Origin of the sequence: Arthrobacter sp. OV608 (assembly GCA_900110595.1) — a bacterium.
In the GTDB taxonomy this organism is placed as follows: domain Bacteria; phylum Actinomycetota; class Actinomycetes; order Actinomycetales; family Micrococcaceae; genus Arthrobacter.
Genome location: FOEZ01000006.1, coordinates 100,012 through 115,684, shown reverse-complemented (window position 1 = coordinate 115,684; position 15,673 = coordinate 100,012). Strand labels below are relative to the sequence as shown.

The 15,673-nt window shown below is 64.3% G+C and carries 14 protein-coding genes; 2 read left to right on the top strand and 12 right to left on the bottom strand.

What is annotated here, in order from left to right; all coding sequences use genetic code 11:
- Positions 1-10 precede the first annotated feature (10 nt).
- Entirely contained in the window at positions 11-1,117 is a 1,107-nt protein-coding gene (locus tag BMX78_RS10145; protein WP_091419107.1) for a GTP pyrophosphokinase, read from the top strand.
- 12 nt (positions 1,118-1,129) lie between these two features.
- Here BMX78_RS10145 and BMX78_RS10140 read toward each other — a convergent pair whose 3' ends face one another.
- Positions 1,130-1,333, bottom strand: coding sequence for a hypothetical protein (locus BMX78_RS10140; RefSeq protein ID WP_091419105.1), 204 nt, complete (start codon positions 1,331-1,333; stop codon positions 1,130-1,132).
- Between the two features lie 106 nt (positions 1,334-1,439).
- A complete protein-coding gene (locus tag BMX78_RS10135; protein ID WP_091419104.1) occupies positions 1,440-3,014 on the bottom strand; it encodes a carboxylesterase/lipase family protein in 1,575 nt (524 codons plus the stop codon).
- A 167-nt stretch (positions 3,015-3,181) separates the two neighbouring features.
- Between BMX78_RS10135 and BMX78_RS10130 the strand changes: the two genes are divergently transcribed.
- A complete protein-coding gene (locus tag BMX78_RS10130; protein ID WP_091419102.1) occupies positions 3,182-4,252 on the top strand; it encodes a quercetin 2,3-dioxygenase in 1,071 nt (356 codons plus the stop codon).
- Positions 4,253-4,328: 76 nt separating this feature from the next.
- Here BMX78_RS10130 and BMX78_RS10125 read toward each other — a convergent pair whose 3' ends face one another.
- The 10 genes from BMX78_RS10125 to BMX78_RS10080 form a co-directional block, all read right to left on the bottom strand.
- Positions 4,329-5,561, bottom strand: coding sequence for a DUF3500 domain-containing protein (locus BMX78_RS10125; protein ID WP_091419100.1), 1,233 nt, complete (start codon positions 5,559-5,561; stop codon positions 4,329-4,331).
- Positions 5,539-7,287, bottom strand: coding sequence for an FAD-dependent monooxygenase (locus tag BMX78_RS10120; RefSeq protein ID WP_091419099.1), 1,749 nt, complete (start codon positions 7,285-7,287; stop codon positions 5,539-5,541). Before BMX78_RS10120 ends, BMX78_RS10125 begins: the two co-directional genes overlap by 23 nt.
- On the bottom strand, positions 7,287-8,144 hold the full coding sequence (locus BMX78_RS10115) for a fumarylacetoacetate hydrolase family protein (RefSeq protein WP_091419097.1): 858 nt from the start codon (positions 8,142-8,144) through the stop codon (positions 7,287-7,289). The genes BMX78_RS10120 and BMX78_RS10115 overlap by 1 nt, the downstream gene beginning before the upstream one ends.
- Positions 8,145-8,195: 51 nt before the next feature.
- Positions 8,196-9,131, bottom strand: a complete 936-nt coding sequence (locus BMX78_RS10110; RefSeq protein ID WP_286138897.1) for an alpha/beta hydrolase — start codon at positions 9,129-9,131, stop codon at positions 8,196-8,198.
- A 79-nt stretch (positions 9,132-9,210) separates the two neighbouring features.
- The gene (locus BMX78_RS10105) at positions 9,211-10,209 is read right to left on the bottom strand and encodes a bile acid:sodium symporter family protein (protein WP_091419093.1); all 999 of its coding nucleotides are present in this window, start codon (positions 10,207-10,209) and stop codon (positions 9,211-9,213) included.
- Positions 10,210-10,313: 104 nt separating this feature from the next.
- Positions 10,314-11,084: an ABC transporter ATP-binding protein gene (locus tag BMX78_RS10100; RefSeq protein ID WP_091419092.1), complete on the bottom strand. Its 771-nt coding sequence runs from the start codon at positions 11,082-11,084 to the stop codon at positions 10,314-10,316.
- Positions 11,081-12,061 carry a branched-chain amino acid ABC transporter permease gene (locus tag BMX78_RS10095; protein ID WP_170850766.1) on the bottom strand — a complete coding sequence of 327 codons (981 nt, stop codon included), beginning with the start codon at positions 12,059-12,061 and terminating at the stop codon, positions 11,081-11,083. The genes BMX78_RS10100 and BMX78_RS10095 overlap by 4 nt, the downstream gene beginning before the upstream one ends.
- 47 nt (positions 12,062-12,108) lie before the next feature.
- Positions 12,109-12,987 (bottom strand): branched-chain amino acid ABC transporter permease, encoded by an 879-nt coding sequence (locus BMX78_RS10090; protein WP_091419089.1) that lies wholly within the window; start codon positions 12,985-12,987, stop codon positions 12,109-12,111.
- Positions 12,984-13,721, bottom strand: a complete 738-nt coding sequence (locus tag BMX78_RS10085; RefSeq protein WP_091419087.1) for an ABC transporter ATP-binding protein — start codon at positions 13,719-13,721, stop codon at positions 12,984-12,986. Before BMX78_RS10085 ends, BMX78_RS10090 begins: the two co-directional genes overlap by 4 nt.
- A 259-nt stretch (positions 13,722-13,980) precedes the next feature.
- Positions 13,981-15,225 carry an ABC transporter substrate-binding protein gene (locus BMX78_RS10080; protein ID WP_091419086.1) on the bottom strand — a complete coding sequence of 415 codons (1,245 nt, stop codon included), beginning with the start codon at positions 15,223-15,225 and terminating at the stop codon, positions 13,981-13,983.
- Positions 15,226-15,673: the final 448 nt, after the last annotated feature.

Here is a 15,673-nt window from a genome sequence, read left to right as displayed (position 1 = left end):
AGCTGGGATTATGCCAAGTAACTGGGAGAACCTGGACGCGGACCTGCGCGAGTCCGTGCAGCGGAACGTGGAGATCTACGAGCGCGTCCGGCCTGCCCTGAAACTGGTCACGCGGGATGTCCTGCTGCTGATGCGGGACATGTTGAAGGACAGCGAGGTCACACCGCTGTTTGTCACCGGGCGCACCAAAACGGTGGAATCGTTCAAGGAGAAGATCTCCCGGATTGAGGAGCCGCTGGAACCGGGCGGCCCGCCGGTCCTGAAGTTCCCGGACCCGTTCCGGACGTTGAATGACATGGTGGGCATCCGGGTCATCACCAAGCTGCCGGCGGAGAACGCCGCGGTGGCCAACATCATCAAGCGCCAGCGCCAGCTGTTCGACTGCCGCGGGGACCGGGAAAAGGACATCGGCTCCATCGAGTCCGGCACGTACGGGTATTCCAGCAGGCACCTGATCCTGCGGACCATCCAGAACGAGGCTGTGAAGGAATACCAGCAGGTCTTCAACCCGGACGCCCAGCCCAACGGCAGCTACTTTTTCGAGTGCCAGATCCGCACGATTTTCGCGCACGCCTGGAGCGAGATCGAGCACGATATCCGCTTCAAGGCCGAGGATCCGCGTGCCTGGACCCCGCACTTCGACCGGCAGTTCACCGCCACCGCGGCAATGCTCGAGACGGTGGAGACGGCTTTTGCCGACCTGCATGAACGGTATGAGGAAGTGCGCAGCTTCTGGGACACCGAGGGCGAGGGCGCGGCGCCGCTGACGCCCAACCGGATCCGCGATGTGTGGCGCACGCTGCTCCCGCACGTGGACCGGAAGGTGGACGACGATTGGGGCTGGGCCGCGGAGCTGCTCGCCGCGCACGGCCTCAACCAGACCATGCAGCTGGCAGGGCTGCTCAGCGCCAACCGCATCACCGAAGTGCGGAAAGCCCTGGACCACCGCTACTCCCCCGGCCCGGACCGGCTGCTCGACGACCTGCTGCTGTGGCAGTACGGCACCAAACACATCGACCTCACCGCCGAAGAGGCTGACGCCGTCCCGCACCCCCGCCGGGACAGCCTCCTGCGCCGGCTCAAGCAGATTGAGCGGTACAGGCTCACGAAGAAGTAGGAGTTAGGTAGGTCAGCGCTTGTCGCGGTCGGCGAATTCCTCGTCCAGTTCGTAGTGGCGGAACTCGGTTTCAGGGTTCGGTTCGCCGTCAACAACCACTTCGTGGTCAAGCTGGCGTTGGACCTGGCTGTCGAGTACCTGCAGTTCCTGGTCCGGTACGCTTTCCAGGTCCTCCGGGAACGCGTCTGCCGGGGTAAGGTGCAGCTTCTTATTCATGTGAGCCCGCCAATTTCATGCTGGGAGTGGTTGGTTCAGTGTAGCGGTGCAGGGGTGAAGGACAGCCCCTTTTCTGCTCCGGATTAACTGGCCTCCATTTCTTCCCTTAAACGCGCTGCCTCGACGCAGGCAATCCTGACACACGGGGCCCAAGCACCTCCCGCAATTCCCGCAATTCCCGCCGAGGGTCACCTTCCACGCGTGGCTTCTCGTCCAGAATCATCGTCCTGCGCTCGGGCCCGTAGTCCGGCCAGTCAGGCAGGCCAGGAGCTGCAGGCTGGCCTGTTCTGGCAAAGCCTGACCAGGCGGTGCTCATCATGTCGCTGAGGTCCTGCGGCGCTGTGCCGCGGGTGAGGAACTCCGCTTCGGGCGAGGCCAGCTGCCGGAAGACAAACGGGATGTCCAGGGCGTGGCAGGCGCCGAGCTTCCCGCCCATCGCTGGGCTCCGCCATGTGAAGAGATAGGCGAAGTTGTTCCCGGCGGAGCCTTGCCGGGCATCCAGCAGCCGGTTGCTGGGCTGCCGGTAGACGACGTCGGAAATAGCGGCTTCCAGCAGCTGCTTTCCGCTGGGTTCGGCACCTAAAACCGAAGCGAGCGCCCGGGCATGCTCCTCCTCGCGGCCTGGAGCGGCGGAATCGGCCAGCACCGCCGCTGCGCGTTCCGCATGGGAGGGCTCTGACGGGTTCTTCGGCCGCATTTCCACGGCAAAGGACCCCTCGTTCAGGTTTGTCCCGATCAGCAGGTCAACCTCGGAATTCAGCCCGCTCCGCACCGCTTCCGGTGGCGGAACCGGCAGCGACGGCGTCCCCATGGTCGGCTGGAACGGCAGCGGGACGGTGAACGTTTGCGCGCCGAAGCGCTGCACGAGTTTCTCCTGGGCCTCGAGCAGCCGCTCCACGGGAAGCGTCAAAAGGTTCCGAGCCTGCGCCGCATCCAGCCCGCACAGGGACAGGAACTCACGGCTGATCCGGGAAGAATCCTCAGCAGTCCGGTACCTTTCGGCGGTTCCGCTTTGCATGATCGCCCGCCGGAACAGCCCCTTCGAAGCAGGCATTCCCAGCAGCGTCCCCACCGCCGCAGCACCCGCCGACTCACCAAACAGGGTCACATTGTCCGGGTCACCACCGAACTCCGCGATGTTCCGCTTGACCCACTGCAGCGCCTCCAGCACATCAAGCAGGGCAGCATTCGAAGAGTCCTCATATTCGGTACCCAGCAGCTCAGCCAGGTGCAGGAAGCCCAGCGCACCCAGCCGGTAATTGATGGTCACGATAACGGTGCCCGTAGCAGCGGCGAGATTGCCGCCGTCGTACATTGCGTCACTGCCCGAGCCCGACACATACGCGCCGCCGTGCACCCACACCATCACCGGCAGGCCCGAACCGCCCACCTCTGGCGTCCAGACGTTAAGGTTCAGGCAGTCACTTTCACTCCACGTGCGGGGCTTGCGCCCGGGCGGAGCCGGAATCTCCGGGTTCTGCGGCGCCGCGGGCCCCGGCAACGTGCCATCAAGGACACCGGTCCAGCCACCAACAGGAGCCGGGGACTTGAACCGCCGCGCACCCGCCGGAGAACCTGCATACGGAATGCCGAGGAAGCGGCTGACCTCCCGCCCTTCGAGGATGGATGCAGTGCCGCGGATGCTTCCTTCGGCGACGGTGACGATGGGAGAAAGGCTCATGCCGGCAAAACTCCTGGTGGCGTAGGTTCAACTGCCAGCATCGCAGCTCGCCAAGGAGCAGCACACTGGCCTTTCAACCATTGGAATTCCGCCTCATGCGCCGCGCAAGCTCAAGCAATGATGGAGGTCACATTCCGGCGCAGCCGGACGACTGGAAAGAAGGAACCATGTCCCTCAGCGTGGAGGAAATGAACCAGCAGCTGCCGGTGGCCAACACCCTGCCCGGCGAAGCTGTCCCCTACTACATGGCGTCGGGCGAAGGCGCGCGCTATGAGATCAACGGCCAGCTGGTCACCGTTATCGCCCGCGCGGCGGACACCGGCGGCATCTTCAGCGCCGCCTACGTCTCCGGCGGCATGGGTGCCGAATCGCCGTTCGTCAGCCACACGGTGGAACACAAGACCCTCTACGTCTTCGATGGCATCCTGCACGTCTGGCTCCCCGGCGAAAGCCGTATCCTCACTCCCGGCGACTCCGTGGTGATTCCGCCCAACACGCCCCACGCCTACCGCATGGCCAGCCACTACACGCGCTTCCTCAACTGGATGACGCCGGGCGGCGCCGAGGCCTATTACGAGCGCGTCGGCACCCCCATCGACTCCCACATCCCGCCCGTCCGCGCCGGCCGCACGGCCAGCATGCAGGAACAGGCTGAGGTTGGCGCCGAGTTCGGGATCACCTTCCCTGACGTCGAGCGGGTGGAGCCTTCCTTTAAGCACGACGCCGGCCTGCCGCCCACGCTGAGCCCCTACTTCCTCAGTGCCCATGAGGGTGAGCGCCTGGTCAGCTACCAGACCATGTTCACCTACCTGTCCCGGCCCGCCAATACCGGCTCGAACTACTTCGCCGTGCACACCAAGGGCGCCAAGACCCCGTACATCCCGCTGCATTTCCACGAGCAGCACACCGAGAACTTCCTGGTCACCGAGGGCCGGATGTGGCTCTACGCCAACGGCCGGGAAATGCTGCTGACCAAGGGCGACTTTGTCCACGCCCCGGCCGGCACCATCCACTCCTTCGCCCTGGACTCGCACAACACGCAGATGCTGGGCTTCCTCACGCCGTCGGTCTTCAACGGCTTCTTCGAGTACTTCAACAAGCCCACCGAGGACTACATGTACACCGAGGGCGGCGAGCCCTATATGGACATGGAAGGCTTTGGCCGCGCCCAAGCCGAGATGGACCTCACCGTGGTAGGCCCGCCGCCGCAGCGCCGCGTGGCACTGGAAATCTCCTAGCAAACCCAACGCGGGGTCACTCCCGGCCCAATAAAGTCGATTTATCGGGCCGGAAGTGACCCCGCGTTGCTGTTTCCTAGCGGGCCTGCTTCACCAGTTCGCGGCCGTAGTCGTTGCCGTTGGGTGTCCGCACCACGGTGTGCATGTGGAACGGGGCGGGTTCGTCATTGCTGAGGAACACCCCGGTGTGGTGGTCGAGTTCCAGGACCACCACCGGGCTCTGCAGCCGGAAGTAGAACGCCTCTTCCCCTTCCCAGCCGCCGATCCAGCTGAAAAAGGTTTCGCTGTACCGCTCCTGGATTTCCCGGCGCCGGGCAGCCCGAGGCCCGCCCGGCAGATACGCGATGAAGTCCTCCACCACGGCATCCAGGATGGCCCGGGCCTCCGCCGGCATGTCGGCCACCAGGATGCCTTCATACGGGATCACCCGGTTGTCCTGGAAGCAGCCTCCCAGGTGACGCTCGTCCCCGGGGTGGAGGCGGCCCTCAGGCATCGCAGGGTCCACCATCGATTCATAAACCGTGGCCTCGGCGCGCAACTCCGCAGGCAAGGCCGCCATCAGCTGCCGGGCCAGGGCGATGCGCTCCTTGAACACCATCACGCCCTGGTACGGCCCGGCGTCGATCACATCTGGTTCGGCACCCATAAACACCGGCGAAACCACCAGCTGCGTTCCGGCCACCAGGCAGTTCAGCGCAGCGTGGTGGCCGAACAGCTGCCACCCCCACGGCTCCGTCTCGGACGGTTCACCATACAGGGCGAAGTTGTAGCTGAACTCGTTCATCAGCAGCGGCAGCTCCACCAGCTCACCAAGGAAGCCGTTGATCCGCATGAGGTTTCGGACCAGCTCAAAACCGGCCGGGCTCAGTGATGCTTCCACCACGGCGAACACGGCGTCCCGCACCGGCGCCTCCAGCTCGTCGAGGCGGAGGCCGGTGTCGTGCTGCATAAACTCCGGGTTCGCCCAGCTCTGCCATTCCGGCGCGTCCACGGCGTAGCCCAGCCGGGACGCCTGCTCCGGGGTCAGGGCGTCCACCAGCTTGCGGGCCGCAGCAGTCATCGCCGCGGTGGGCGCCTCCTCCCCCGCCCGCGCCGGGGCGAGCGGAAACAGCCCGGGGCGGAGGACGCCGTCGTTCGTGATGCCTGTGAACGGCTGCGGATACAGCGTCTTCCAGCCTTCGATCATGGGCCCGGCGAACGAATCTCTGGTGGCCGCCTCGGCATACCCGCGGGCGTCCAGGCCGCGGATCTCCGCCACGCGCGGGTGGTCGGGTGCAAAGAGGTAATCACGGAACGACGACGCGGACACGGGCCTCCCCTTCCTGGTCGGTGTGCTGGTTCTGGTCCAGGTCTTCTGCCGTGCGCCGGCCGGCCGCCACGGCCAAGGCATCCGCTGCTGCCTCTGCGGTGCTCCCGCGCCAGGCCACGTGCTGGTCCGGGCGGACCAGGACGGCGTCGGCTCCCCATAGCTCGGAGGGTTGGGTCCCGTCGTCGAAACGTCCGACGGCGGCAATCGCCACCGGAATGCCCTTGCGTTTCCCAGCGCCGACCACGGCGGCAAAGACGTCCTCGGCCGGCCTGCCGGCGAGCGCATCTTCATCAACGAGCAGCGTGAAATCCTGGCCCAAAAGGTCGTAAACCGAGGCGGACCCGTCCAGCCAGGCGTGCGGCAGCAGGGCTCCCGGGGTGGCTGAGGGAACGTACACGATGGGGTCCTCCACCGGGGCCGGCGACCCGTCCGGGACCACCGCCGGCGAGTCCCCGTAGGCGTATCCAAGGACCAGGCCCAGGGAATCGAACTCGCTCTGCTTCACGGCAAGGCCTTCGTGGGCGGTGGCCCTTGCGGAAGCGCCGGCAGGATCGTCGGCCAGGAGCGCGGGATCGGCGAAGTGGTAGGCAAGGGCCTTGCCGTTTGCGGCGGCGTCGCTGATGGTGCGGGCTGCCACCGGCCGGCGTTCCGCTTCGTAACTGTCCAGCAGGTCTGCGCCCGCCCAGCCCGTGACCACCGCGGCCAGCTTCCAGGCCAGGTTGGCGGCATCGCCCACGCAGGTGTTGAACCCGTGCCCGCCCCAGGGCGGGTTGAGGTGCGCGGCGTCGCCCATCAGGAACACTCCCCCGTGGCGGTACTCCGGGGCCAGCAGCATGCGGGCCGTCCACGGATCGGTGGCCAGGACCTCGATATCGACGTCGGCTCCCACCAGGGAGCGGACCATACCGCCGGCTTTGGCGGTATCCACGGTCTCCTCCGGATTGACGCCCTGGATGATGGCCCACCAGGTTCCGTTGAGGTCCATCGGCCCCAGCATGCCCGAGGTGTTGGCGCCGACCACCCAGTACTGAACGGCCGGATCGAGGTTCACTGCTGAGGACAGCCCTTTGGAGCGGAACAGGATGCTGATGTTGGACAGGGCCGCGGAACCGCCTTCCAACCGGATCCCGAGGCTCCGGCGCACAGCGGAGGTGGCGCCGTCGGCACCGATCACGTACTCGGCGGTGATGGTGCGCTGGGCACCGGAAGCATCAGAGACCACGGCGGTGTAGCCCGTCCCGGAATCATCAACGGACTGGACGCTCCAGCCCGTCACCATTGTCACCAGCGGTGAGGCGGCAACGGCGGCCCGCAGCACTTCCTCCAGAACGGGCTGCGGGACCTGCTGGCCGCACTCCGGCTGCGGGCCGTAGCGGCCGGGCTCGAGCTGGAAAGCGTTCCGGAACCGGCGCAGTTCATGCGCACCGGGACCGGTGAGTCCGGTGCAGAAGATGACGTCCTGGGCGTAACCGATGGGAAGCGGGGAAGCCGCCCGAAGGGCATCGGCAAGGCCGAGCCTGCGCAGGTGCGTCATGGTGCGGGCGTTGGTGGTTTTGGCGCGCGGGCGGGCGTGGTCCACCGCATCGCGCGGCTCCACCACCAGGCTCGGGATACCGCGGGAGGCCAGGTCCAGCGCCAGGAACAGGCCGCTGGGACCGCCGCCGGCAATCAGGATCTGCACCTCCGCGGGGATGTGCTCCGGGGAGGCGAAACGGTGGGCGACCATCAGGCACGGCTCCGCAGGGAGGCTTCGCCTACCGGCGTGGTCAGTGTGCCGAGTTTGTCGATTTCCACCTCGACGGTGTCGCCGGGCTGCAGCAGCCACTGCGGAGTCCGCGCGTAACCCACTCCTTCGGGAGTGCCGGTGGCGATGACGTCTCCGGGGTGGAGCGTCAGGGTCTGGCTGATCAGCGAGATGATGGCAGGGACGGAGAAGACCATGTCCCGGGTGTTGCCGTTCTGGACCTCGGTGCCGTTCACCCGGGTGCGGACCTGCAGGCCGTCGCGGAGGTCTCCCACCTCGTCCCGGCTGACCAGGGGTCCGAGCGGGCCGGTGAAGTCGCCGTTTTTGCCCAGCGTCCACTGCGTGGTGAGTTTCTGGGCGCGGCGGGCGGTGAGGTCGTTGAAGGTGGAGTAGCCAAAGACTGATTCCGCTGCCTCGGCCTCGTCCGCAGATTCCACGCGGTGGCCGATGTAGGCGGCCACTTCGCCTTCCCAGTCCAGCCCGTCCTCCCAGGCCGGCACGGGAACGGGGATGTTGCCCACGGAAAGCGACGCTGTCCAGCGGCCGAACAGCGTGGGATAGGGCGGCAGGTCCTGGTCCTTGTAGCTGCCCTCGGCGGCGTGGGCCTGGTAGTTCAGCCCCACGCAGATCACGCGGGCGGAGGCGGGGACGAGCGGCACTTCGGTGACGCTTCCGCGCTCCAGCGAGGTGCCGGCGTCGGCCGTCAGGGTGGCTGCCTTGTCCTGCCAGCCCGCCGGGTCGGACCAGAATTCGGTGACGGGCGCGAGCGGGACGAGGTGCGAGTCCACGAGGGCCGCGGCCCAGGATTCGCCTTGGTGAATGATGCCAACAAACTGCATGGGAGGGCCTTTCAGGTCTTGCCCGGGACTGTATGCCCGGGATGTCTTAGGTCAGGGTTTGAATGCCTGGCGGCGGAAAAAATCGAGGGTGGCGTCAGCAGCCTGCGCTGCGGCGGCAGGGTCCTGCCCCGGCAGTTGCCACATGTGGTCGGCGCCTTCAACCAGCAAAAGTTCGACGTCGGCGCCCGCAGCTTCCAGGGCCGCGGCCAGTGTGGCGGACTGGGCCGGCGGGACGAAACGGTCCGCGGTGCCGTGCGCCAGGAAGAACGGCGGGGCATGGTTGCCCGCGTAGGTGAGGGGGCTTGCGGCGGCCGCCTTGTCCGGCGCTTCGGCCGGCTGGGCCCCCAGGAGGAGCGCCTCGCGCGAGCCCGGATCATCGGCGCTGGCGACGGCGTTAGCGAGGCGTTGTTCACCCATGTGGAGAAGGTCGGTGGGCGGGTACCAGGCAGCAACGGCGGCAACGGCGTCGCTGAGGCCCGCCTCATCACCCGCGTATTCCGCTGACCCGGCGGTCAGCCCCACCAGGCTGGCCAGGTGCCCGCCGGCAGAATCACCCCACGCGTAGATCCTGTCCGGGTCCATATTGAAGGAGGCGGCATTGGAACGGACCCAGCGGACCGCAGCCTTGGCATCCAATAGCTGGGCCGGAAAGTGGGCCACGGAACTCAGCCGGTAGTCAGCGGACGCCACCACAAAACCGGCGTCCACCAGGCGTTCGATGGGGCTCAGGTCCAGCGCGTCCACCTGGGGGCCAAGGGAGGAACGGCCGCCCACCCGCCAGCCGCCGCCGTGGAAGTGGATAATGGCCGGCAAAGCAGCGGTTTGCTCCCGGCTTGCGGGGAGGTAGAGGTCAAGCAACAGCGGCGCTGAGCCCTCGGGGTGGGCGAATTCGATCCCCTTAAGAACCTGCCCTGCCGTCATCGTTGACTTCATGTCTAACCGCGCCGTTTCGTTCATGCGCCGGGCCACCAGTGTGGACCGCGTCACTACTCAACACTCGCGCACAGGGAGTCCGCTCCGCATGGCTGCTTTCACTGAATGAAACAGCTTCGGGGCTTCCTGCTTGTCAGCCCTTGCTGTCCCCCAGCGGGCGGCGGGCCAGCCAGGCGGCCACGATGGCGCCGGAGATGTTGTGCCACAGGGAGAACACAGCCGACGGCAGGGCCGCGAGCGGACTGAAGTGGGTGGTGGCCAGCGTCGCAGCGAGGCCGGAGTTCTGCATACCCACCTCGAAGGCCAGAGCGCGGCGGGCCTTGCTGTCCAGGCGGCCAATCTTGCCGGCGAGGTAGCCCAGCCCCAGTCCGAAGCCGTTGTGCAGCACCACGGCCAGGAACACGATGGCGCCCGCGGCCACGATCTTGCCGGCGCTGCCGGCCACCACAATGGCCACGATCAGGGAGATCACGACGGCGGAAGCCCAGGGCAGTGCGGGCAGCACCTTCGCCACGAGCTTCTTGAGGAACAGCCGGGCCAGCAGGCCGGCGACCACCGGCAGGAGGACTGTCTTGGCGATGTCCAGGACCATGCCTGCCGCGTCGATCTGGAGGTAGGAGCCGGCCAGGAACAGGACCAGCAGGGGCGTAACGATGGGGGCGATGAGAGTCGAAACGGAGGCAACTGCCACGGACAGGGCAACGTCGCCCTTGGCCAGGAAGGCCATCACGTTGGAGGCGGTGCCGGAAGGCGCGCAGCCCACCAGGATCAGGCCCACGGCCAGCTCCGGCTCGAGGTTCAGGGCTAGGGCGATCAGCCACCCTGCTCCCGGCATGATCACGTAATGCGCCACGATGCCCAGGGCCACCGCCCACGGGCGCTTGGCCACGGCGGCGAAGTCCGGCGGGGTCAGCGTGAGGCCCATGCAGAACATGATGATCCCGAGCAGGTAGGGCACGCTGGGCGCCATCGGCTTGAAGACCCCGGGCGCCAGGAAGCCAACGATGCCCGCAACAACCACCAGCAGCGGAAACACTGTCACCGCGATCCGGGCGATCCTGCTTTCCGCGGCCAAGGCCGGGTTCAGTGGCGTTTCTGCAGGGGTGTTTTGGGATTTGGTTGCCTCAAGCATCCAACCATGCTCGCACCAGGCGGTAGTCCTGTGCCAGTTCGTGACTCCGGCCGGTAATACCAACCCCGGCGGGGACAGGCGTTTGGGGAAATTGGAGCCCGGCGCTAGTCGTCATCTGCTGCACCGATGTAAGCAGCGATCACTGCGGGATCCGAACGGACCTCGGTCGGCGGCCCGTTCGCGATCACTCGGCCAAACTCGAGCACGGTGACTTCATCAGCAAGGCGCATGACGAAGTCGAGGTGGTGGGCGATGACCACAACCGAGATTTCACCCTTAACTCGCGCTAAAGCCGACTCAATCTCGCCGATCTCACTTTCATCGAGTCCCGCGGTCGGCTCGTCGAGCAGCAACAACTTGGGCTTCGCCACCCAAGCCCGCGCAATGTCGACAGCCTTCCGCAGCCCGAGAGGGAGCGCTCCAACGGGTGTAGACCCTTCCACGGGTATCCGAAGTTCCTCGAGCACTGCGTCGGCCCGCGCTCGAGCCTCCCGTTCGCGGCGAAGCGCGCGCGGAAGCCCGAGCGCCTCTTCGAAGCTGCTGGACTTCGTCTGCGTGTAAAGCCCGACCTGAATATTCTCTCGCACGGTGAGGGCGTCTATCAGGGCGGGGTTTTGGAAGGTTCGAACCACACCGAGCCGCGCCCGCTGACGTGCGCGGAGCTTATTCAGTGGAGCGCCCTCGAACAGAACCTCCCCGCCGGAGAGCGGCACCAGCCCGCTTATCGCGTTCAGCAACGTTGTCTTACCCGCCCCATTCGGGCCGATGATCGCGTGCGTGCTCCCGGCTCCAACCGCAAGGTTGACTTCGTCAACAGCCACCACACCGCCGAAATGTACACTCGCCTGGCGAACATCCAGGATGGATCCAGTCACGACGCCACCTTGCTTGAGTTGTCAGAGGATAGGGAAGGCGTCTGCGTTCCGAAGCCGCCAGGACCTTCTCCCTTTCGCGCGAGTATTTGACGGACGGACGAGGGAAAGGATGTGACCAATCCGACTACACCGTTGGGCGCGACGATCAGCGTCACAACAAAGACAGCGGCAAAAACCAGGGCTGAGTAGTCTTGCAAGCCCTGAAAAATCTCGGGGAGAAGAACAAAGATCGTGATCCCGACGAGGGGGCCAAGTGAGCGACCCAAGCCCCCTACCGTCACTGCCGCCACGAGAATAGTGGATTGTTCCAGGCTGAATGTTGGAGCACTGATGGCCCCCAATGCTTGCGAGAGGACGACGCCACCGACACCGGCAATACCCGCCGAGAGCGCGAACACGCCAATCTTCATCCCCGCGACGTTCACTCCCAGTGCAACGGCAACCGCCTCACTCTCTTTCATTGTGCGGAAGGCGCGCCCCGTGCGCGAGTAGATCAGCGTTGTGCACACGAGCATTGTCGCAAGCAACAAGACAAGAGCCATGTAGAAGAGGGTGTGCGGATTGAACAGATTGAGGCCGAACAACTTGCCAGGAGGCACGGACAGACCGCTCTCGCCGCCTGCAATGCTGATGAGCTGCGAACCGGCAGCCAGCCCTGTGACGACGGCACTGAAGGCAAACGTCACGAGGGCGAAACTGAAGCCGGAGAGCCTGCTCGCCGGGATCGCCAACAGGAAACCTGCGATAGCCGCGCTAGCGATGCCAACGAGTGCCGCGAAAATAAACTCCCAACCGTTCCGCATCAGGATGACGGAAACGTAGGCGCCTATCGCCATGAAGGCCGCGTGACTGAAGGACAACATGTTAGCCCTGGAAATGATGAGGTCGAGCCCCACGGCGGCGATTGCCAGAGCAACCAAATGAACGAGTACACCCACGGCATACCCCGAGAAAAAAGGCGCAATGATGGCGAGCACCAGGCACGCCACGGTGGCAGGAATTTGGCGACGTAACATCACAGCGGTTACACCCTAACCGTATTGGCCTGTCCGAAGATTCCGGACGGACGGATGAGAAGGACTCCGAGCAGGAGGATAAAGCTTGCGACATCGCGCCACTCAGGACCGAGGAACACGGCAACCTCCGCATCCATCACGCCGACAATGAGCCCGGCAATGATCGCGCCCCGGAAGCTCGAGAGCCCCCCCAGAAGCGCCGCAGCGAATCCTTTGAGAAGGAAAGGCTCCATCAAGTCCGAGGAGAGCGAATACAGCGGAGTAAACAACAGCGCGATGGCAGCGCCGATAGCCCCCACGATGAGCCACGCAATCATGATCACAAAGCGGACTCGGACACCCAGGATGGTGGAGACCTCTCGGTCTGATGCGACGGCACGCATCGTCAATCCGATCCGCGGTGTTCGCAGGAACGCCGCGAAGGCGAAGGTCAAAACGAGCGCAATCACCAGGGTGAGCAACTGAAGCCACTGCACCCGGAATCCCAGCACGTCGACGCTTCCCGATCCGATCAAGCTGGGGAACGGGTACGGTTCGCCGGATCCCCAAGAGCGCTGGACGAAGGCGACGATAAACAGCGAAAGTCCCATCGTTCTGAACAGTTCGTTGTAGTGATCGCCGGTCGAGCGAGGAAGCAAAACGACGGTGTAGATAACTGCACCGAGAACCGCCCCAATGAGCAACGACAAGAGGAACATGACCCACAGCGGTAAACCCAGCGGTATGAGCAAGAAATAGGCGATGAACGCGCTCAGCGTCGCCATGCTTCCCTGCGCGAAGTTCACTAAACCAGCCGTGCGCCACAGCACAACAACTGTGAGTGCGAACAAGCCGTAAAGCGCGCCCAGTGTGAGGCCTGAAACAGCAGCCTGGACAGCCACGTTCATTCAGTGGTTCCTTCCGCGATGTAGGAATCGAGTGAGGTGATACCGGCGGTCCGGTCCACGGGAACCAACTGGCCGTGGCTTAGCGCCCAGAGGTCATCGACATATTTGTTGAGAAGACGTACGCTCTGGTCAACCAGGAGCAGTGTAAGGCCAGTGGTGCGCGCAAGGGTCCTCAACGCTTCAAAGAGCTCGACGGTTATCTTTGGCGCCAGTCCGAGAGAGAGTTCATCGATGAGCAAGAGCTCCGGTTTCGACATCAGGCCGCGACCCACCGCCACCATTTGCTGCTCACCGCCGCTCAGCTGTCCGGCCTTGCGGTTCAGCAGCCGCTCCACGGCTGGGAACATCTCGATGACCTTGTCAACCCCGTGCTTCGGTGACAGGCCGGCAGCGACAGCACCCAGGTGAAGGTTATCGATCACCTCGAGTTCTGCGATCAGACGGCGACCTTCCGGCACGTGGGCGATTCCTTTCCTCACAGCTGAATGCGGAGAGAAACGTCCCAAATCTTCGCCCTTCCAGAGGATCCGCCCTTGCGAGGGGCGCAGCAGTCCGGACATCACCCGCAAGAGCGTAGTTTTGCCCACACCATTCGGCCCGACAACCCCGGCAATGCTGCCAGGCGCTATCGACAGGTTGATCTCCCTCAACGCCAAGGCCGAGCCGTAACGGACCCCGATATGATCGAGCTGGATAAGAGGCAGTGCTATAGGGGTTTTCGACTCGGAGTTCACCGTTCCTACTTATCTCGCACGTCGGTCGGTCGACGCGGAAAGTTGAACGCAAATTCCGTGGGTGCAACTTCTTTCATGTCTTGCTCTCCTCGTTCATTGGTACGCGACTCGTCCACCTGGGCCGTCAGCCATCGGCCGCGGAGCCCGTGGCGAGCGGGGCCTCCGGGTGACTTACGGGTACAAAACCCGAGTCGATACCCGGAAACCCTCGCTCCTCTAACTCACGCGACGCCCTCAGTGGATTCGGCGGGCGCCGCCACTACTTGACTCCCCAGTTGCTGTCATCAGGAATTTCTACTGGTTTGTCGGAATCGAGGGCCAGAGTCCCGTCCGGAAGCACCTTGAGCATCCACATGGCATTGGCCAACTGGCGGCCGCCTCCTTCGTTGCCGACTCCGGGTAGCTCAGGCAAGCCAGCGCCATCGAAACCCTTCACCACCTCGAGAATCGATTCAGAACTCAGACCTTTGTCGGAGGCGTCAGCCTTCTTCAGAATTTCGAGCGCCGCCTTCATAAAGGCGCAACCCAGAACCGTGAACCCACCCTGCTCCACGTCTGTGGGGAGCGTCTCGTTGCACTCCTTCGCCTTTGGATCCGTGTTCATCACTGTGGCGAAAGTGGTGATGGTACCCGTGGCGGCCGCACCTGCGTTCTTACTGTAGATCGTGTCGGCACCCTGATACGCGGCGATAATACCCTTAGGAGGCTTGAGACCCTGGCGGTCCATCTCCGCCACGAGATAGCCGGTGGCAGGTGTCGCGTGTGCAATCGCCACGTAATCGGGATTGGCTTCCTTGAGCTTGATGACCGTCGGACCCCAGTCGGTGGTCGCACCCGGAACACCGAGTTCTGCGACCATTGTTCCATCGGATTTTTTGACTGCCCATTCTGCGGCGGGCGCGATGTTCGGGCTTAGACCGTCTATGTAGACGAGCGCAACCTTGCCGGGGCCATTCTTGCCCATCGCGTACGGAACGACCGTTGCCAATTGCTGGTCAAACGGTGGGAGCAGGGTGAACAATGTCGGCGCACCTGGGTGCACGATCGCGTCACTCGCACTGTTGGGAAACAGGTTGGGGATGCCGGCTGCATCGATTACAGGGATCGCCGCGACCGTGCCGGGACTCGCGCAGTTGTCAACAAACGCGGCTACACCATCGCCAATCAAGCGGCGGGCATTGCTGACGCCACGCTGCGGGTCACCCTCATCATCCAGAACAGTGAACTCGATTTGACGTCCATTGATCCCACCTTCCGCGTTGACCTTGTCGATCCATCCCCGGGCCCCCCCGATCGTTTTGAGACATCCTGGGCTGAGTGCTCCGCTCAGGGGTGCGGTCGCCCCAATCTTGATGGGTTCTTTACTGCCCGAAGAGCCACCGCTACTGCTGCCTCCAGCAGAACAGCCCGATAGCAGCAAAGCCACCGTTGCTGCAAGTGCCATGCCCGGCATCACGAGGCCGCTCCTAAGCCCGAATTTTGGCTGATCGGATCTGATTTTCATACTTCTCCTCTTTGAGAATGCGCTAAGACGCGAGAAGCGCCTCTTAGATAGCGCCCAGTGGATTCACAAGCGGACAGCCTCAACACAGGGTCAACGCAACGACCTACGCCGTCAGTAGTGCGGCGCTTTTACCATTCGGGGCGCCCGGCCTCGAATCGTCATGCTTTCTTTCCCCCTGGCCGCGTCCAATACGTGAACGCATTTCCCGCCACCCGCGCCTCGCTCCGTGGTGAAAGAGGCCGCATCCACAGGCTTGAGCGTTAGCGACATCATCAGACCTGCTCTGCTTCTCATCAGTTCTTCCATCCCCATTGATTAGAACGCGCATCCGGCCCTGTGAATCCGAATGGCTCGAAGCGGTCCACAGCGAGCGGGCACAACGATATCGAGCGTTGAATTCGATGTCAACACATCTATAGATAGGTATTCAAGATGACAGTAACTCTGT